The sequence below is a fragment of the Advenella alkanexedens genome (genome assembly GCF_019132845.1).
Lineage (GTDB): Bacteria > Pseudomonadota > Gammaproteobacteria > Burkholderiales > Burkholderiaceae_B > Advenella > Advenella alkanexedens.
The window spans coordinates 85,217-104,135 of sequence record NZ_JAHSPR010000006.1 but is presented as its reverse complement, the minus strand read 5'-3'; the positions used below and the strand labels follow the sequence as shown (position 1 = coordinate 104,135).

The window sequence follows — 18,919 nt, the reverse complement described above, 5'->3', positions numbered from 1 at the left end:
ATGATTTCACTGTTTTTGTCCTTTTTGTCGCTTTACACTGCAATTCTTTTCTTGTCTCTTGGTACGGGTTTATTCAACACGTACATTGCGCTCTTTCTTACGCAGAACCATGTCAGTGAGGTTTGGGTAGGCCTGCTGATGGCGGCCTATTATACGGGACTTGTTCTGGGGGCCCGCACCGGGCACCGGCTGATTGTTTATGTGGGACATATCCGGGCTTATGCCATTGCCGCTGCCATTGTGACAGTGATGGTTTTATTGCAGACCATTGTGTCAAATATTACGTTGTGGCTGCTTTTCCGGGTCATCGTGGGTATGGCCATGGTCACACAGTACATGATTCTTGAGAGCTGGCTGAGCGATCAGTCTGACTCGACAACGCGTGGCAGTATTTTTGCTTTTTACATGATTATGTCCAGTTCCGGGCTGGTATTGGGTCAGGCTTCAATTTCCATTTTTCCGTCATTGGATCATACGCCACTTATTGTGGTTGCCATTGCAATGGCTCTTTGCCTGATTCCTGTGGCCATGACACGCCGGGTTCATCCGGTTATTCAGTCTCAGGCACCTATCAAGTTGCCGGTGTTTATCAGATTGGTGCCCATGTCCTTGTTTATTCTATTCATGGCGGGTTGTATTACCGGTACGTTTTACAGTCTGGCACCGGTATATGGTATTAAATTGGGCCTGGATACCGACCAGATTGCCTTGTACCTGTCTGTCTGTGTAATGGCGGGCGTGTTGTTCCAGTGGCCAATGGGATGGCTGTCTGACCGGATTGATCGGGTCAAACTGATTGGCATTAATGTTTTCCTGCTAACCCTGGTGACGATTCCCCTGTATGGATATTGGTCGATACCCTTTCCGTTGCTACTGCTGTTGGCGGCTATTGTGGGGGTTTTGCAATTTACCATTTATCCACTGGCTACCGCTTTTGCCAATGATCATGTGGAGCCTGGTCTGCGGGTGGGCTTAAGTGGCGTCCTGTTGATGGTCTACGGGGTTGGTGCGGGTCTGGGGCCTGTTGTGGCCGGTAAGCTGATGGATGAAATGGGCTCGGGGATGTTCTACATTTTCACCTCCATTTGTGCATTTATCCTGACATTATTTATCAGTCGTCAAAAAGTATCCGGGAAATACCGGGTGCAGCCAGAGCCTTTTGTGCCCATGCCGGTTGATATTCAGCCTGCCCCGGCCGTCTTGGAACTTGATCCACGCGTCGATCTCAGTATTGATATTTCCGCTGATAAAGAGAAAATGGAAGAAGTTATCGAGCAGCTAAAAGCCGATGAGGAGCAGGAAAAGCTTGAGCAGGAACGACTTGAACAGGAACGACTTGAACAGGAACGACTTGAACAGGAACGACTTGAACAGGAACGACTTGAGGCGCTTGATTAAAAAAGTAAATCCCGCGGGTTGGCGGGGTTTGCCGGATTGTGTGAGAAGCCTTGCCGTTCAGGGCGGGAGATGCACGGTTAGCCTGTGCAGATCCCTGGCCTGTTGGTGGGGCGTCGGGCCAAGAACCTACTGAAGCGACTCAGGCAATAATCCAGTAATAAAGGCAGAATACGGCCAGGATGGCCAGCACAATGCCGATGGCATTGACCAGGCTGATCTTTTCCCTGAAAACCAGGGCGCCAACCAGCGTACCCAGGCTGATGACACCAATGTTCATGGTGGTAAAAACCAGGGTGGGGTTTTCGCTGAAGTGTTGGTGGGCCTTGATATAAAAAAGGATATTCCCAAAATTCAGGCAACCCAGCACCAGACCGCCAACAGCATGGCGCAGGTGCCATTGTGCCTTGCTGGCGAATAAGTAAAAAAACATAAGTAAGCCCGCCATGGCAAAGGCAATAAACAGTCCGGTAGGGAACGCAGTACCGGTTTTAGCCATTTGCTTGAACAGGATATCAATTACGCCGTAACCGAGCCACACCATTAACAGATACAGGACACTGCTGCGGGTTTGCCGCGCGGAGGCACCTGAGGCAGGTTTCCAGAGCAGACAAAACAGGGCAATGAAGGCGATGACCAGGCTGACGCCCCGTGGCAGCGACAGCGTTTCTCCAAAAATCGTGAATGAAGCGATAATCGGCAGGAACAGGGAAAGCCTTTGTGCGGCATCGGCACGTACAATGCCGGCAAATTCAACAGCCTTGAACATGGCCAGGAAAATCAGTGGCAACAATACGCCCAAGATGGCAAACAGCCCCCAGGGTAATGCTTGTATGCTGTCGCCCGAGAGCTTGGGTTGTAAAAGCAGCCAGCATAACGTAATGGCGGTTACATAGTTGAAGGCAATGGCCTGTTTGATGTCAACCGCGTGTTGGCGGGCTATTTTCAACAGGACGGATACCGTCACGCTGCATAAAATGCTTAGAAGTAGATAAATCATAATGTTTTCTGCTTGGGTGTGGCTTAATCTTAATGATGGTTTTGGGCGCCTGTCGCTTTCAGATTAAGCCGTTCCAGTAACTGTTGATCGGCCAGTGCCTGGGGGTTGCCACTGGTCAGCAGTTTTTCGCCGTAGAAAATAGAATTTGCACCAGCCAGAAAACAAAGTGCCTGAATGCCGTCACTCATTTGCTCGCGCCCGGCAGACAGGCGAACATAGGCTTTAGGCATGGTAATGCGGGCCACGGCAATCGTGCGGATGAATTCAAACGGGTCCAGGTCTTCATTATCAAATAATGGCGTGCCCTTGATTTTGACCAGGTTGTTCACGGGCACCGATTCCGGGTAAGGATCCAGATTGGCCAGTTGGGCAATCAGGCCTGCGCGTTCCCGGCGGGATTCTCCCAGCCCCACAATACCACCGCAGCACACATTGAGTCCGGCATTACGTACTCTTTCCAGGGTTTCCAGGCGGTCTTCATAAGTGCGGGTGGTAATGATTTCACCATAGAACTCGGGGGAAGTGTCAAGGTTATGGTTGTAATAGTCCAGACCTGCGTCACGTAATTGTTCTGCCTGACCTTCCTGCAGCATGCCCAGAGTGACACAGGTTTCCATACCCAGTTCCTTGACGGCCGTGATCATTTTGGCGATTTCGTCCAGTTGGTGGGGTTTGGGATTGCGCCATGCCGCACCCATGCAAAAGCGCTGGGCACCATTATCACGGGCCGATTTTGCTGCATTGACGACCTCTTCAAGTGGCATCAGTTTTTCAGCCTTCACTTCCGTGTTGTAACGCGCCGACTGGGGGCAGTAGGAGCAGTCTTCGGCACAGCCACCGGTTTTGATGGACAGCAGACTGGATAACTGGATCTCATTGGGCTTGTGGTGAGCGCGATGAATTTGCTGGGCCTGAAATAACAGGTCCATGAAAGGCAGTTCAAATAAACCGACAATTGATGTGACATTCCATACGGTATTTTGATGGGATGTGCCTGGTTGTGTTAATGTATCCATTTGCAGTTTTTCGCTTAAGTAATGATTCAAATTTACTTATCGTAAAGTCGCAAAGATAAATAAGCAATAATGTTAAATGGGTGTTGTTTTTGATATTTAACGTAAATTAGCTGCTTTATTATGTGTTTTGTCGTGTTTTAGTGTAATTTTGCGGTCTGGGCAAGACACGGTCAATATTTTTCAGTTTGTTTTTAAAAATTGTGTTTGTGGAACATGTCGTTCAAAGACTATTCGCGTCGTTTAAGTGGAAAAATAAGAACTAAAGATGCAAATTCATCACTTGCTTATTATTTGACATTTATTGCCGGGGCAATCAATGCTGGGGGTTTTTTGGCGATCGGGCAGTATACGTCGCATATGTCGGGTATTGTCTCGGGCATGGCAGACTCCCTGGCTTTGTGGAACTGGACGATCGTGCTCTCTGGCCTGGGGGCGTTCATGGCTTTTACGGCCGGAGCGGGTACGACGGCAATCATTATTAACTGGGCTCGGCATTCTTATTTGCGAAGCGAATATGCGCTGCCGATTTTGCTGGAAGCCATGATGCTGATCCTGTTTGGTGCCCTTGATGGCATGCAGTGGTATTACGATTGGCTCTGGACCTCGGTAACCGTTGCCGTGTTGTGTTATATCATGGGGCTTCAAAATGCCATCATTACCAAAATGTCCCACTCTGAATTCAGAACCACGCATGTGACCGGCATGGTGACCGATATTGGCATTGAATTGGGCAAGCTGTTTTATTGGAATCCCAATAAGAATGATCCCAAAAAACCCATTGTCAGGGGAGACCGGGCCAAGCTCAAATTGTTAAGCAAGCTGGTGTTTCTGTTTTTTCTGGGAGGGGTAACCGGTGCTTTCGGTTTCAAGCATTTGGGATTTACATTTACAGTGGTGTTGGCGTCCATCCTGGTTCTGATTGCCAGTGCGCCCATACTGGATGATCTTCATGCGGCAAGGGTTTTGTTGATGCGCAGGCGGCGTACAGAGCATGAACTGGGTAAAGGTGAAAAGCGTTCTGAATAAACCGCATGTGGCTTAATGGGTATGTACCCGTGGGCTTGATTGGATTATTCTGACCTTTGCACATGCAGGTGCAGTCGTCAATGCCTGTTAAACAAGGGAAAGCAGGAAGAAATCGAGTTGCCATCATAAGGGTGTCTAAGTGTCTTTGATTCCTCAGGAATTTCATGCTTTTATTATATACACGGTCTGGACCTTGTATATTGTCGCCATGGGCGGCTGGATTCTATTGCAGAAAAGATCACCGGTATCCACACTGACCTGGATTCTTACCCTTAGCTTTATTCCTGTCCTGGGATTCTTTATTTATTATCTGTTTGGTCCTAAAAAAATAATCAGGCACCGACTCAGCCGTAGTCGAAGCCGGCAGATTGTCGAACGGAATTATGCCATTTGGTCTCCTTTTATCCAGACCGAAGATTTTCCTGATGCCTATAAGTCAATGGCCCGGCTTATTTTCAATATTACGAATATCCCTTTGTGCCACTCCATGGATTACCGCCTGTTATCTGGCGGCGAAAAAACCTATGATGTGATTTTTGAGGCTATTGACAAGGCGGAAAAATATATTCTGCTTGAGTATTATATTTTTGAGAATGATCAAACCGGTCGGGCTTTGCGGGATTTGCTGACGAAAAAAGTCAAAGAGGGCGTAAAGGTATATTTGCTGGTGGATGCCCTGGGCTCTTCCCGGCTTACCCGTCGTTTCATGCGTGATTTTACCGAGGCGGGCGGAGCGTTGGGTTTTTTTCATAACATCACCTGGCGTCGCCTGTTTTCTCTGATCAATTTCCGCAATCACCGGAAAATCGTGATTTGTGATGGCCTGAGCGGTTTTACCGGTGGGGTCAATATTGCCGATATGCAGGACTTGAGAAAAACCCCCCACGCCTACCATGATGTGCATATCCAGGTGGATGGTCCGGTCGTAGCCTGGCTTGAAAGTGTTTTTATTGAAGACTGGCATTACTCAACCGGGGATCTTTCTTTGGTCAGGATCTTAAGAAAAACCGGGGAGAACGAGCCTGATGTAGAACGTGTGGTGACAGAACCATCCCAGGCTTATCGCATGCAGGTCATACCTTCGGGGCCCGACTCTGATTTTGCCCCCATTTTGCGGGTGATGCTGTCAGCCATGTACCGGGCCCGCAAACGGATTTATTTAACCACTCCTTATTTTGTGCCCGATGAAGCCTCGCTGTTTGCCCTGACATCCGCGGCCCTTAAAGGGGTGGATGTGCGTTTGCTGGTGCCTCGCAAAAGTGATAATCTGGTGGTCACACTGGCAACCCGATCCTGGTATGATGATCTTGTCAGGGCGGGGGTCCGGATATACGAATACACGCCGCGCATGCTGCATACCAAAACCCTGGTCATTGATGATGACCTGTCTTTTATTGGCAGCGCCAATTTTGATTATCGCAGTTTTTACCTTAACTTTGAGGTTTCGGTATTGTGTTATGAACCCAAGGCCAATGAGTTGCTGGCCCGTGAGTTTCATGAGTCCCTGCAGTCTTCAGAGGAAGTGGTGCTCAGGAAACAAAGTGTTGCCTATCGCCTTTTGATCTCTACCGCCCGTTTATTTTCTCCCTTGCTTTAATTTGAATTGAAAGAGTATTTTTTATGTCTGATATTGGTCTTGTGGAAACCCTGAAAGAAAGTCGTCCGGTATTTTCCGGGGCGGTGGTCAAGCTGTCGGTTGACACCGTTGAGTTGCCCAATGGCAAGCAGGCCACCCGTGAGGTGGTGCGTCATTGCGGTGCCGTGTGCGTACTGGCGGTGACTGCGCAAGATCAAGTGGTATTGGTCAGGCAATTCCGGCATCCTGTTGGTGATGTGCTGCTGGAAATTCCGGCCGGCAAGCTGGACATGGACGGTGAAAGCCCCGAACAATGCGCCTATCGGGAACTGGCCGAAGAAACGCCTTATACGGCACAATCCATGACCCTGATCCATAAGTTCTATACCGCACCCGGGTTTTGTGATGAGTTGATGTACCTGTACGAAGCCAGGAGTCTTACTGAAAACAGTGAATTGAAAGCGGATGAGGATGAGTTTGTGCAAACCGTTTTGTTAGGCCGGGAACAAATCAAGCAGGCTATTAAAGACAGGAGCATTCAGGATGCCAAAACCCTGATTGCCCTGCAAAGCTGGTTGCTGGGGGGCGAATAGTGAATACACAGGAACTCCGTTCATTTATCCGGGATCTGCCCAAGGCGGAATTGCATTTGCATATAGAAGGCACGCTTGAGGCCGACATGATTTTTGCCCTCGCCGAGCGTAACAAGGTTCGTTTGCCTTATGCGGATATCGACTCATTAAAAAAGGCCTACCAGTTTACCGATCTGCAGTCTTTTCTGGATCTGTATTATGCCGGTGCCGCTGTTCTGCAAACCGAACAGGATTTTCATGACATGACCTGGGCTTATTTGCAGCGTGCCGCGGCCGATGGGGTGGTGCATGCGGAAATCATGTTTGACCCGCAAACCCATACAAGCAGGGGGGTGGCCATTGAAACGGTGTTTGCCGGCTTGGCCAGCGCCTTGCGGCAGGGGCAAAAAGAACTGGGTATCAACAGCAGCCTGATCTTCAGCTTCCTGCGTCATTTAAGCCAGGCTGATGCTTTTGCCGCACTGGAGCAGGCTTTGCCCTTGCGTGAGCAATACGCTGATCTGTGGGTATCGGTGGGGCTTGATTCTTCTGAAGTTGGCAATCCGCCAGAAAAATTCCAGGAGGTTTTTGCCCACTGTAAAGCGCTGGGTTTCAGGTCGGTGGCGCATGCCGGTGAAGAGGGGCCGGCCTCTTATGTGCGCGACGCCCTTGACCTGTTGCAGGCCGAGCGTATTGATCATGGCGTGCGCAGTGAAGAAGACCCGATTCTGATGCAGCGCTTGCGGCAAGAACAGGTTCCCTTGACCGTATGCCCACTGTCCAATCTAAAGCTCTGTGTGGTGGATGACTTGAAAGAGCATAACCTGAAACGCCTGCTTGAACAGGGCCTTTGTGTCACTATCAACTCAGATGATCCGGCCTATTTTGGCGGTTATATACTGGATAACTACGTTGCCACGGCCCAGGCTCTTGATTTGTCTAAAGAGCAGCTGGTACAGCTTGCCGCCAATAGCATGGCAGCGCGTTTTTGAGTGGTGGATATGTGCTTCTAATATGCATTCCCACGTTAAATGGACTGAGTCCGGTACAATACCGGACTCAGGTTTTAGCTGCCTAGTTTTTAATTGTCCAACATTTGGGGGGCACTTCACTTATGCTTTATTGTTATGTGAACCGAGCGTGCTACTGAGATAGTGAAGAATTATTGCCGGACATGAAAAAAGCCCTTAGCTTAATCAAAGCTAAGGGCTTTTTGAAATTTTGTGGCGGAGCGGACGGGACTCGAACCCGCGACCCCCGGCGTGACAGGCCGGTATTCTAACCAACTGAACTACCGCTCCGCAGCGGTATGTGTAAAGTCAACATCAAACTAAAAAGTTTGGCGTCCCCTAGGGGATTCGAACCCCTGTACCCACCGTGAAAGGGTGGTGTCCTAGGCCTCTAGACGAAGGGGACAGGACTTTGTCTAACTGTTCTTAATGCTTCATATCGTGTAGCATTAAAAAGGCCCTGAAAAAGTCAGGGCTTTTGAATCTTTTGGCGGAGCGGACGGGACTCGAACCCGCGACCCCCGGCGTGACAGGCCGGTATTCTAACCAACTGAACTACCGCTCCGCAGCGGTATGTGTAAAGTCAACATCAAACTAAAAAGTTTGGCGTCCCCTAGGGGATTCGAACCCCTGTACCCACCGTGAAAGGGTGGTGTCCTAGGCCTCTAGACGAAGGGGACAGGACTTTAACTTAAAACTTACTACATTTTGATTGTGAGCGATAAAAACTGTTTCACAACCTGCTTCGCTAAACCTTTCCAAAGAAAGTTGGTGGAGATAAGCGGGATCGAACCGCTGACCTCTTGCATGCCATGCAAGCGCTCTCCCAGCTGAGCTATACCCCCAATTGAGTGACTAGCGAAGAATTAGAATTATGCCTATGTTTCTATCTTTGTGCAAGACCTTTTTGTTGCTTATGTACAAAAAAGCCACATTTTAATGATTGGCCTCTGAAAATGATGTTTTTTTGCCAAAAAATATTGTTTTTGTGCTTGCCAGAAAAATTTCTTGAGAAAAAATCAGGCTTTTTTTCTGATAAGCACACCCAAGGCAATGCAAAGCAGTGACAGAATAATAACCAGGCTATTGCCGGTACGAGCATAAAGCGTATAGCCTTGCGTTCCCTGTACCTGTACATCCAACACACCTGGAATGGCGGTAGGCAGCGCGGCAATCAAGTTGCCGTTGGCATCTATGGCTGCGGTGGTACCCGTATTGGTCGCGCGTACCATGGGACGCGCGGTTTCCATGCTGCGCATGCGTGCTATTTGCAAATGTTGTCCCAGGGCAAAGGTATTGCCAAACCAGGCCAGGTTACTGACGTTAAACATAATGCTGGCACCCGGGGAGCCGTCGGGCCGTGCAAACAGGGCGGGCAACAGCTCTTCGCCAAAAACGTCTTCATAGCAGATATTGGGTGCAAAAACCTGCTCTTCTACCACGAAGTTGTGTTGAAAAGCGGTGCCTCGGTCAAAATCGCCAAGCGGTATGCCAAGGGCGTGAACAAACCAGCGAAATCCGTAGGGGATGAATTCACCAAAAGGAACCAGGTGTTGTTTATCATAAACCGGCAGCTCCAGGCCGGACATCAAGGCCTCGGTGCTGGTGTTGCCATCAAGGGCGATGACACTATTGGTGAAGCGTTCACCGCGATGATCCAGGGTGCGCAAAGGAACGCCCATGAAAAAAACGCTTTGGGTGTGTTCGGCTATTTGGGTGACTGATTGCCAGAATTCCGGGCTCATCCGGTTTTGGAAGCCGGGGATGATGGTTTCCGGGAAAATGATGACTTTGGCGGGCGCTTCAGGGTCGGCGGGTTCCAGCAAGGCCAGGTCAAAATTTTCATACATGCTTTCCATCATCGTGTCGGGATGGAATTTGCGGTCTTGGGAAATATTCCCCTGGACCAGCCTGATTGAAATGGGGTTGCCATGAGGCTGGTGCCAGGATAGTTGTTTCAGTCCAACGCTGAGCATGAACAACCCGACGATAAATGCCAGGCAAAGAATTGATTTTTTTTGTTGCTGTTTGTGCAGGTAAACAAGGCCGGCAGCCAAGAGTGCGGATACCAGTGCTGCCATGAAACCGACACCGTAAACACCCAGGACGGGGGCCCAGCCGGACAGGGCACCGTCGGTGTGAGCATAACCCGTGCTGTTCCAGGGAAAGCCGGTAAAAATAAAACTGCGCAGCCATTCGGATAAGGCCTGGCAACCGGCCCAGACAAGTATGAAACTGGACAGATTACGGTTTGACAGGTAGCGGGTGACGCTGGCGGCCAGTATGGGATACAGGCTTAAATAGGCGGACAGCAGGAAGACGGCGGCAGCGGCCAGTGGCGCTGCCAGCGCGCCGTAGGTGTTCATGCTGATGAACAGCCAGTAAATACCCACGCAGAAATTGCTGATGCTGAACCAGGCGGCGGAGCCGGCCGCCTGACGTACGTTAGCCGCCCTGAAGACATGCCAGGCCAGCAGGGCCAGGGTGATGATTTGTATTGATGACAGGCTCCATGCAGGAAGCGGGGAGGCGGAAAAGCTCAGGGCATGCAAGGCGCCCGCGGCAAGCAATAAAAGCCGGTGCATCATGGTTTAGTTGTCTTTGTTGGTAACAGCGGAGGAGGTGGAGCGCCTGACATGCAGCCACAAGGCGCGTCGCGCATCGGCCCGCAAGACCCGGAACCTCAGGTTTTCGTAGTCGTGCGTGTCGCCACGTTGGGGAATGTGATCCAGTTCTGCTGCCAGCCAGCCACCAATGGTGTCATAGTCATCTTCGGGGATATGGCTGTGGATGGTTTGGTTGAAGTCGCTGATATCGGTGATGGCCATGACCCGCCAGGCATTTTCCGATTCAGGGAAAATGGTTTGCTCGGCTTCTTCATCGTATTCATCTTCAATATCACCCACAATTTGCTCAAGGACATCTTCCATGGTGATAAGGCCGGTAATGCTGCCATATTCATCGATGGCGATGGCAAGATGATTGCGGTTTTCCTTGAAGTCGCGCAACAGTTGATTGAGTTTTTTGGTTTCGGGCACAAAATAGGCAGGCCTGATCAGGTTGCGGATTTTAAGCTCGGGGTCATTGAAAAAGCGCAGTAAATCTTTGGCCAGCAAAATGCCAATGATATTGTCACGCTCATTTTCGTAGACGGGAAAGCGAGAGTGAGCCGTGTCGATAATGATGGGCAGCAGTTCCTGCACGGATAGCGAGGCATCAAGCATATCCATGCGTGAGCGGGGAACCATGATGTCGCTGACATTTTTTTCGGTGACCGAAATGGAGCCCAGAATCATCGTGTAAGAGTCATCGTCCAGGATTTCCCTGTCATGTGCGGCGCACAGGATTTCCTGGATATCTTCACGGTCTTCAGGCTCGTTTTGGCCAATGAAAGTTTTAAAACGCTGCAATAAAGAGCGTGCGGTTGATTTTTTGGCTGACTTCGATTCCGAGTCAGCCTCGCTGGAAGGATATGGATCTGTTGACATCTCTGGACGTCTAGTTAATGGGAATTTAAGCATAACTCAAAATGAAGATTTTTTGATGAAATTTCATCTTGTTCATTGAAAATGCCGGGATTCTCTTTTAAACGTCTTGTTTTTTGCCCCTTATCAACGTTCCAGATAAGGGTTTTCGATATGTAAACGCGTCAGGATGGCAACTTCCATGGCCTCCATGTGTTCGGCCTCATCGTGGTTGAGATGGTCGTAACCCAGCGCGTGAAGGGTGCCGTGAATCACCAGGTGGGCGGCATGGTGTTTGAATGGTTTGCCCTGTTCTTCAGCTTCTTTTTTCAATACATCAAGGCACAGGATAATGTCTCCGCGTGCCGTGCCTTCCGGGTCAACGCCGTATTCAAAAGTCAGGACGTTGGTGGCATAATCTTTGTCGCGGTAGCTGGCATTCAGGGATCGGCCTTCAGCGGTGTTTACCAGGCGCAGGGTCAGTTCGGCACGCTGGAATGCATCAGGGCAATCCTGGTTGGCGGCCTGGACGGCCTTCAGGGCCCAGGCACGCAGTTGCTGGCGTGACAGTTCCGGCGCATCCACGGCGTATTGGACGGTAAAGCTGAGAACGGGTTCTGGCATGATGGCTTTTAACGGTAAGAGGATTAACGGAGAGTGTGGCCGGAGAGCGCCTCTGATTCATCATAGGCATCAATAATGCGAGCCACCAGCGGATGACGGACCACGTCTTTACTGGAAAAGCGTGAAAAAGCAATACCTTCGACCGATTGCAAAACCTGCAGGGCATGGGACAGGCCGCTTTTTTGCCCTTTGGGCAGGTCAACCTGTGTCGGGTCACCGGTAATAATGGCCTTGCTGCCAAAACCAATGCGGGTCAGAAACATTTTCATCTGTTCCGGTGTGGTGTTCTGGGCTTCGTCAAGGATGACAAAGGCATGGTTCAGGGTGCGACCGCGCATATAGGCCAGCGGTGCGATTTCAATCGTTTGTTTTTCGAACAGGCGCTGTACTTTTTCAAAGCCCATCAGGTCGTAAAGCGCGTCATACAAGGGGCGCAGGTATGGATCCACTTTCTGGGCCAGATCGCCGGGCAGAAAACCCAAACGCTCGCCAGCCTCTACCGCGGGACGCGTCAGGATGATGCGTTGGACGTTTTCACGTTCCAGGGCATCAATCGCGCAGGCCACGGCCAGCCAGGTCTTGCCCGTGCCGGCAGGGCCGGTGCCAAAGGTAATGTCATTGCGCAGGACATTATTCAGGTACTGGCGCTGGCTGGGCGTTCTGGGACGCAGGTCACTGCGTCGCGTGCGCAGGATAATGGTGTCGCTTTCATCATCCAGTGGTGGCAGATCGTCTTCTTCTTTGGCTCGGGTTGATGAAGCGGGGGCCGCTTTGTGTGGAGAGGCTTTCTGTTCTACCAGGCCCAGCTGGATATCATCAATGGAGAGGTCTTTATGGCGGGCCCGCCGATGAAAAATCTCGATGCTATTGCCCGCCTTCAGGGCCTGCTCGCCTTCCAGGGTAATACGGTTGCCGTTACGGCCCAGTTTGACCCCCCATGCTTGGGCGATTTGCCGCAGGTTTTCATCCAGGGGGCCACATAGGTTGGCCAGTTGCATATTGTCACCATCAAGGGTGATGATGACCGGTTGGTTGCGTTTGACAGCCATTAGCTAACCTGCTCGCTGGTTACCACCTCGCCACGCAGTGAGTTGGTGTAGACATCGGTGATGCGTACATTGACGATTTGGCCAATGAGGCGTTTGGGTGCGGAAAAATTGACGATCCGGTTGTTTTCGGTACGTCCGGTCAGTTCATTTTTATCGCGGCGCGATTCGCCTTCGACCAGGACGGGCTGAATCGTGTTGAGCATGGCATGGCTGATGGCCTTGGCCTGTTTGTTGATTTGGGCCTGCAGGCGTTGCAGGCGCTTGAGTTTGACATCGTAAGGGGTGTCATCATGCAGGTCGGCGGCTGGCGTGCCGGGACGACGCGAATAGATGAAAGAAAATGAAGTGTCAAAATTGACATCTTCAATCAGTTTCATGGTGGTTTCGAAGTCGGCATCGGTTTCACCGGGAAAACCCACGATGAAATCGGAAGACAGGGTCAGGCCGGGACGTGCCGCATACAGTTTGCGGGCAATGGCCTTGAACTCAAGCCCGGTATAGCCGCGCTTCATGGCGGCCAGGATGCGGTCGCTGCCGGTCTGGATGGGCAGGTGCAGGAAAGGCACCAGCTTGGGCAGGGCGCCGTGCGCCTCAATCAGGCGGTTGGTCATTTCCTTGGGATGGGAGGTGGTATAGCGGATGCGCTCAATGCCCGGGATTTCATGAACGTATTCGAGCAACATGGCAAAGTCGGCGATTTCACCGCTGTCTCCCATGGTGCCACGGTAAGCATTGACGTTCTGGCCCAGCAGATTGACTTCCTTCACGCCCTGGTCTGCCAGGTCGGCCACTTCCTGCAGGACGTCTTCAAACGGACGGGAAATTTCTTCGCCACGGGTATAGGGAACCACGCAAAAACTGCAGTATTTGCTACAGCCTTCCATAATGGAGACGAATGCCGATGGGCCTTCGACGCGGGCGGGTGGCAAGGCATCGAATTTTTCAATTTCGGGGAAGCTGATATCGACTTGCGAGCGGCCGGTTTCGTGGCGTTTATTGATCAGGTCTGGCAGACGGTGCAGGGTCTGGGGACCAAAAACGACGTCAACGTAAGGGGCGCGGCGAATGATGGTGGCGCCTTCCTGGCTGGCCACGCAACCGCCTACGCCAATGACCAGATTGGGTTTTTTCTGTTTAAGCTGATTGGCGCGTCCCAGGTCGGAAAAAACTTTTTCCTGGGCTTTTTCACGGATTGAACAGGTGTTGAACAGGATGACGTCGGCATCTTCCGGATCGTTAGTCAATTCCAGACCCTGGTTTTCACGCAGGACATCGGCCATTTTGTCTGAGTCATATTCATTCATCTGGCAGCCGAACGTCTTGATGTAAAGCTTGCGGGTGCTGCCATCGGGGGCGGCCAGGGAAGACAGGGGGGATTCAACAGGCTTAACCGTTTCGGAGTTAAGGCCGGAGCGTTTGATATTGGTTTCTTGCATAGTTGGATACCGGTGCGGGTTTGAGCCCGGGGGCAAAAAAAGGAAAAGCAGATTGTACTCTTATTGTCGCCCTTTTTTCTATCTGTTTGTTTTTGCATTGAAAAATGAGCGCTAATTAAATTGCCCCCAAGAAACCGGTGATATGCGGTTGTTGGGGGCAATTTAACGGCTAAGTCTTTAGCTAACCCTTTTATTGAAGGGCAACTTAATGAAGCCTGGGCTTAGCCTTCCATGATTTCGGCAGCCGGGTCTTCTTTTTTGGGTACTTTCAGCATGTCTTCACGTTTGACGCCCAACCACATGGCAATGGAAGCGGCCACAAAGACTGAGGAATAAATGCCAAACCAGATGCCAATGGTTAAGGCCAGTGAGAAGTAATGCAGGGTGGGGCCGCCAAAAAAGAACATGGACAGCACCATCATTTGGGTAGAGCCGTGGGTAATAATGGTCCGGGAGATGGTTTGGGTAATGGAACTGTCAATGACTTCGCGAACGCTGGTTTTGCGCTGTTTGCGGAAGTTTTCACGGATCCGGTCCATGATAACCACCGATTCGTTGACCGAATAGCCCAGTACCGCCAGCACGCCGGCCAGTACGGGTAAAGAGAACTCCCATTGGAAAAAGGCAAAAAAGCCCAGAATGATCACCACGTCGTGCAGGTTGGCAATCATGCCGGCGATGGCGAATTTCCACTCAAAGCGGAAACCCAGGTACACAATAATGCCCAGGACCACAAAGAAAAACGCCTTCAGGCCATTGCTGAACAATTCACTGCCCACCTGTGGCCCGACGAACTCAACCCGGCGCAATTCGACACCGGGGTCAATCTGTTGGAGGGCTTGCATGACTTTTTCACTTTGTGCAGCTGAAGTGACACCTTCCTGAATGGGAAGACGGATCATGACGTCTTGTGACGTGCCAAAGTTTTGTACCTGGAAGTCGGTATAGCCCAGGGACGCGACCGATTGGCGGATCGAATCCAGTTCGGCGGGTTGCTGGTAATTGACTTCCATGACGGTTCCACCGGTAAATTCGATTGACAGGTGAAAACCGCGGGTAACGATGAAAAATACCGCCAGTACGAAAGTAATGGCACTGATCACGTTAAGGATCAGGGCATACTTCATGAACGGTATGGTTTTACGGATTCTGAATAATTCCATTTTAATTCCCGGCTCCTGAACCGCTCGGGTTCAGGAACATTGTTTACGTGTTAAGCCTTGCTTGCGGGTGAATGCCTTTATTTCTCTGCATTCGGTTTCCAGACAGTACCGATGGCCAGGGTCTTGAGCTTTTTACGGCTGCCATACCAAAGGTTGACCAATGCCCGGACACCCACGACGGAAGAGAACATGGAGGTCAGGATGCCAAGGGTATGCACCACGGCAAAGCCACGGATGGGACCACTGCCGAAGGCCAGCAATGCCAGGCCAACAATCAGGGAGGTCAGGTTTGAGTCAAGAATGGTTCCCCATGCCCGGTCAAAACCGGTATTGATGGCCTGTTGAGGTGACGCACCGCCTCGCAGCTCCTCGCGGATCCGTTCGTTGATCAGCACGTTCGCGTCAATCGCCATACCCAGGGTAAGGGCCAGCGCTGCAATACCTGGCAGGGTAAGCGTGGCCTGCAGCATGGAGAGCAGCGCCAGCAGCAGCAAGACGTTGAAGATCAGGCCCAGGGTGGAGAAAATACCAAAGAGATGATAGTAAATAATCATGAACACGGCAATCATGATGAAGCCGTACAGGGTGGAATCAAACCCTTTCTTGATGTTTTCCGCACCCAGGCTTGGACCAATTGTGCGTTCCTCGATAATGCTCATGGGGGCGGCCAGTGAGCCGGCACGAAGCAACAGGGATACGTCAGCGGCCTGCTGGGCAGTCATGCTGCCTGAAATCTCAACCTGTCCGTTGGGAATTTCACTGCGGATAACCGGAGCAGTCACAACTTGTCCACGATTGTTTTCAAACAGGATAATGGCCAGTCGTTTACCTATGTTGTCACGGGTGGTGTCGCGGAAAATACGGGCACCCTTATTGTCCAGGGTCAGGTTGACGGTGGGCTCCTGGGTTTGCTGGTTGCGGCCGGCCTGGGCGTTTTCCAGGTTTTCACCGGTCAGCAGAACCTGGCGACGAACCAGAATGGGACGGCCATCGCTATCCTTGAAAGACTCCAGTCCGAATGGCACTGTGCCACTGGCCAGGGCAGACAAGGCCGCGGGGGAATCGTCGACCATACGCAATTGCAGGGTGGCGGTGCGGCCAAGGATTTCCTTGGCCTTGGCCACATCCTGAATGCCGGGCAACTGGACAACAATACGGTCGTTGCCCTGCTGCTGGATAACCGGTTCGGCAACGCCCAATTCATTAATGCGGTTATGCAGGGTAAGAATGTTTTGTTTGAGGGCGGTTTGTTCTACCCGGGTGATCTCGCTTGGGCTGATTTGTCCGGTCAGGATGAATTTGCCATTGTCGACAGATTCGGTAAAGGTCAGTTCATTGATGCGGCTACGGAACGCGCCGATGGCTTTGTTGCGGTCGTTCTCGGATGCAAAAGTGGAGACAATGCTGGCGCCTGACTTGTTGACGGACTCAACCTCTATTTTCTGGTCGCGCAGAATGCTGCGGATGTCGGTGGTCAGGGTATCGTAGCGCGATTCCAGTGCGCCTTTCATGTCAACCTGCAGCAGGAAGTGAACGCCACCGCGCAAGTCAAGACCCAGGTACATGGGGTTTGCGCCAAGGCTGGTCAGCCAGTCGGGTGACCCGGACAGCAGGTTCAGGGCAACCGTATAATCGGGCTCTTGTGTATTGGTATTCAGACTGCGCTCAAGGATGTCTTTGGCCTTGAGTTGGTTGTCGGTGGAATCAAAGCGGATGCGGATGGTGCCAACCGGACCATTTTGCTGAAAATAAGAGCCCGTGTAAGGAATGTTATTCTGTTTGAGGATGCTGTCAACGCGGCTTAACAGCTGTTGATCGACCTTGAGTGTAACGTTTGCGCTAGAAACCTGGACAGCAGGTGATTCCCCGAAAAAATTCGGGATGGTGTAAATAATACCGATTACCAATGCAACCAGTACCATTAGGTATTTCCAGAGAGGATAGCGGTTCATGCCGTAGCCGTATAAATAGGTTGATTAAAAAAAGAAAGCCCTTAAAAAATTAAGGGCAGGGCAGCCTTACAGGGATTTGATGGTGCCTTTGGGCAGAATATTGGTAACGGCTCCGCGTTGCAGCAGGACTTCAACGGGTTTCTCGGCCAGTTCAGCCACTTCAATGGTAATGTAGTTATCGGTGACTTTGCTGACTTTACCCAGCAGACCACCCGAAGTAATGACCTCATCGCCTTTGGTCAGTGCTTCGACCATGGCTTTATGTTCTTTCTGACGCTTCATTTGTGGACGGATCATCATGAAATAAAGCACCACAAACATGAGGATGATTGGCAGAAAACTTGCCAATCCACCTGCAGCACCCTCGGGGGCGGCTTGAGCAATAATGAGTTGTGATAAATCTGTTGCCAGCATGGGGTAACTCCAAAAAAATAATTATATTAACGGGATATTGTAGCGGAACTTGATTATTCGATGCCTCTTGCGCGATCTTTTGCGAATTGTTCTTTCCATTGTGTAAACGTGCCGTTTTCCAGTGCCGTGCGTATTTCTTTCATCAGGTTAAGATAGTAATGCAGGTTGTGAAGGGTGTTCAGGCGGGCGCCGGTAATTTCATTGGCTTTTTGCATGTGGTGCAAATAGGCGCGGGAAAAATGGCTGCAGGTGTGGCAGTGGCAGCCCGGATCCAGTGGACGGGTATCATCCTTGTAACGGGCGTTACGGATCTTGATGTCGCCAAAGCGGGTAAACAGCCAGCCATTGCGGGCATTGCGTGAAGGCATGACGCAATCGAACATGTCCACGCCGTTGGCAACACCGTCAACCAGGTCTTCGGGGGTACCTACGCCCATCAGGTAACGGGGGGCATTTTCAGGCAGTTTGTGGGTGATGTGCTGCAAAATGCGCAGCATGTCTTCCTTGGGTTCACCCACCGACAGGCCTCCAATCGCATAGCCATGGAAACCGATATCGGTCAGGCCGGCCAGGGATTCGTCACGCAGGGATTCATACATGCCGCCCTGGACAATGCCAAACAGGGCATTGGGGTTTTCCAGTTGATTGAAGGTGTCCTTGGAGCGCTTGGCCCAGCGCAGTGACATGCGCATTGAGCGGGCCGCCTCTTCCAGGGTGGCCGGGCGGCCATCAATCATGTAGGGCGTACACTCATCAAACACCATGACGATATCCGAGTTCAGGGAGCGTTGGATGCGCATGGACTCTTCGGGCGTCAGCAGCAGTTTGGCGCCATCAATGGGCGAAGAGAATTTGACGCCTTCTTCGGTGATTTTACTGCGCAGATCGCTGAGGCTGAATACCTGAAAACCACCCGAATCGGTCAGAATGGGCTTGTTCCATTGCATGAACTGATGCAGTCCGCCATGCTTTTCAATGACTTCAGTGCCCGGACGCAGCCAAAGGTGGAAGGTGTTGCCCAGAATAACCTGGGAACCGATTTCCTCCAGTTCATGCGGCAACATGGCCTTGACGCTGCCGTAGGTGCCAACCGGCATGAACATGGGTGTTTGCACGGTACCATGATTCAGTGTAATGCTGGCGCGGCGGGCCTTGCCTTCGGTTTTTAACAGTTCAAACTTGAGTCCTGACATATCTTTTCAATATAAATAATTTTGATCGG

The 18,919-nt window shown here is 51.2% G+C and carries 16 protein-coding genes and 5 tRNA genes; 5 read left to right on the top strand and 16 right to left on the bottom strand.

Going from position 1 to position 18,919, the window contains the following annotated elements:
* Nucleotides 1-1,398, top strand: a complete 1,398-nt coding sequence (locus KU392_RS09500; RefSeq protein WP_217735160.1) for an MFS transporter — start codon at nucleotides 1-3, stop codon at nucleotides 1,396-1,398.
* 139 nt (nucleotides 1,399-1,537) lie between these two features.
* On the opposite strand, the gene KU392_RS09495 is transcribed toward KU392_RS09500, so the two are convergent.
* Both KU392_RS09495 and bioB read right to left on the bottom strand, forming a co-directional pair.
* Nucleotides 1,538-2,395 (bottom strand): DMT family transporter, encoded by an 858-nt coding sequence (locus tag KU392_RS09495; RefSeq protein ID WP_169293754.1) that lies wholly within the window; start codon nucleotides 2,393-2,395, stop codon nucleotides 1,538-1,540.
* Nucleotides 2,396-2,424: 29 nt separating this feature from the next.
* Nucleotides 2,425-3,411, bottom strand: coding sequence for a biotin synthase BioB (bioB, locus tag KU392_RS09490; protein ID WP_217735159.1), 987 nt, complete (start codon nucleotides 3,409-3,411; stop codon nucleotides 2,425-2,427).
* 213 nt (nucleotides 3,412-3,624) lie between these two features.
* Here bioB and KU392_RS09485 point away from each other — a divergent pair, with 213 nt between their 5' ends.
* The 4 genes from KU392_RS09485 to KU392_RS09470 all read left to right on the top strand — a co-directional run bounded on the left by KU392_RS09485 (nucleotide 3,625) and on the right by KU392_RS09470 (nucleotide 7,577).
* Nucleotides 3,625-4,437: a YoaK family protein gene (locus tag KU392_RS09485; protein WP_217735158.1), complete on the top strand. Its 813-nt coding sequence runs from the start codon at nucleotides 3,625-3,627 to the stop codon at nucleotides 4,435-4,437.
* A 139-nt stretch (nucleotides 4,438-4,576) separates the two neighbouring features.
* Nucleotides 4,577-6,034, top strand: a complete 1,458-nt coding sequence (cls, locus tag KU392_RS09480) for a cardiolipin synthase (protein WP_343212437.1) — start codon at nucleotides 4,577-4,579, stop codon at nucleotides 6,032-6,034.
* A 23-nt stretch (nucleotides 6,035-6,057) separates the two neighbouring features.
* The gene (locus KU392_RS09475; RefSeq protein ID WP_169293757.1) at nucleotides 6,058-6,606 is read left to right on the top strand and encodes an NUDIX hydrolase; all 549 of its coding nucleotides are present in this window, start codon (nucleotides 6,058-6,060) and stop codon (nucleotides 6,604-6,606) included.
* The gene (locus KU392_RS09470) at nucleotides 6,606-7,577 is read left to right on the top strand and encodes an adenosine deaminase (RefSeq protein ID WP_169293758.1); all 972 of its coding nucleotides are present in this window, start codon (nucleotides 6,606-6,608) and stop codon (nucleotides 7,575-7,577) included. The genes KU392_RS09475 and KU392_RS09470 overlap by 1 nt, the downstream gene beginning before the upstream one ends.
* 232 nt (nucleotides 7,578-7,809) lie before the next feature.
* Here KU392_RS09470 and KU392_RS09465 read toward each other — a convergent pair.
* From KU392_RS09465 to tgt, 14 genes are all read right to left on the bottom strand, one after another.
* Nucleotides 7,810-7,886: transfer RNA gene (locus KU392_RS09465), tRNA-Asp, on the bottom strand.
* Between the two features lie 39 nt (nucleotides 7,887-7,925).
* Nucleotides 7,926-8,001 (bottom strand) — tRNA-Glu (locus tag KU392_RS09460).
* A gap of 82 nt (nucleotides 8,002-8,083) precedes the next feature.
* Nucleotides 8,084-8,160, bottom strand: a tRNA-Asp gene (locus tag KU392_RS09455).
* Nucleotides 8,161-8,199: 39 nt separating this feature from the next.
* Nucleotides 8,200-8,275, bottom strand: a tRNA-Glu gene (locus tag KU392_RS09450).
* 89 nt (nucleotides 8,276-8,364) lie between these two features.
* A tRNA-Ala gene (locus KU392_RS09445) sits at nucleotides 8,365-8,440 on the bottom strand.
* 174 nt (nucleotides 8,441-8,614) lie between these two features.
* Nucleotides 8,615-10,183: an apolipoprotein N-acyltransferase gene (lnt, locus tag KU392_RS09440; protein ID WP_169293759.1), complete on the bottom strand. Its 1,569-nt coding sequence runs from the start codon at nucleotides 10,181-10,183 to the stop codon at nucleotides 8,615-8,617.
* A 3-nt stretch (nucleotides 10,184-10,186) separates the two neighbouring features.
* Entirely contained in the window at nucleotides 10,187-11,083 is an 897-nt protein-coding gene (locus tag KU392_RS09435) for a CorC family transporter (RefSeq protein ID WP_169293760.1), read from the bottom strand.
* 123 nt (nucleotides 11,084-11,206) lie between these two features.
* Nucleotides 11,207-11,683 (bottom strand): rRNA maturation RNase YbeY, encoded by a 477-nt coding sequence (gene ybeY / locus KU392_RS09430; protein WP_169293761.1) that lies wholly within the window; start codon nucleotides 11,681-11,683, stop codon nucleotides 11,207-11,209.
* A 23-nt stretch (nucleotides 11,684-11,706) separates the two neighbouring features.
* A complete protein-coding gene (locus tag KU392_RS09425) occupies nucleotides 11,707-12,732 on the bottom strand; it encodes a PhoH family protein (protein WP_169293762.1) in 1,026 nt (341 codons plus the stop codon).
* On the bottom strand, nucleotides 12,732-14,168 hold the full coding sequence (gene miaB, locus KU392_RS09420) for a tRNA (N6-isopentenyl adenosine(37)-C2)-methylthiotransferase MiaB (RefSeq protein ID WP_169293763.1): 1,437 nt from the start codon (nucleotides 14,166-14,168) through the stop codon (nucleotides 12,732-12,734). Before miaB ends, KU392_RS09425 begins: the two co-directional genes overlap by 1 nt.
* Nucleotides 14,169-14,389: 221 nt before the next feature.
* Nucleotides 14,390-15,331, bottom strand: a complete 942-nt coding sequence (gene secF, locus KU392_RS09415; RefSeq protein ID WP_217735157.1) for a protein translocase subunit SecF — start codon at nucleotides 15,329-15,331, stop codon at nucleotides 14,390-14,392.
* A 77-nt stretch (nucleotides 15,332-15,408) separates the two neighbouring features.
* On the bottom strand, nucleotides 15,409-17,283 hold the full coding sequence (secD, locus tag KU392_RS09410) for a protein translocase subunit SecD (RefSeq protein WP_217735156.1): 1,875 nt from the start codon (nucleotides 17,281-17,283) through the stop codon (nucleotides 15,409-15,411).
* A gap of 66 nt (nucleotides 17,284-17,349) precedes the next feature.
* Nucleotides 17,350-17,697: a preprotein translocase subunit YajC gene (yajC, locus tag KU392_RS09405; RefSeq protein ID WP_169293766.1), complete on the bottom strand. Its 348-nt coding sequence runs from the start codon at nucleotides 17,695-17,697 to the stop codon at nucleotides 17,350-17,352.
* A 53-nt stretch (nucleotides 17,698-17,750) separates the two neighbouring features.
* Entirely contained in the window at nucleotides 17,751-18,890 is a 1,140-nt protein-coding gene (gene tgt / locus KU392_RS09400; protein WP_169293767.1) for a tRNA guanosine(34) transglycosylase Tgt, read from the bottom strand.
* Nucleotides 18,891-18,919 lie beyond the last annotated feature (29 nt).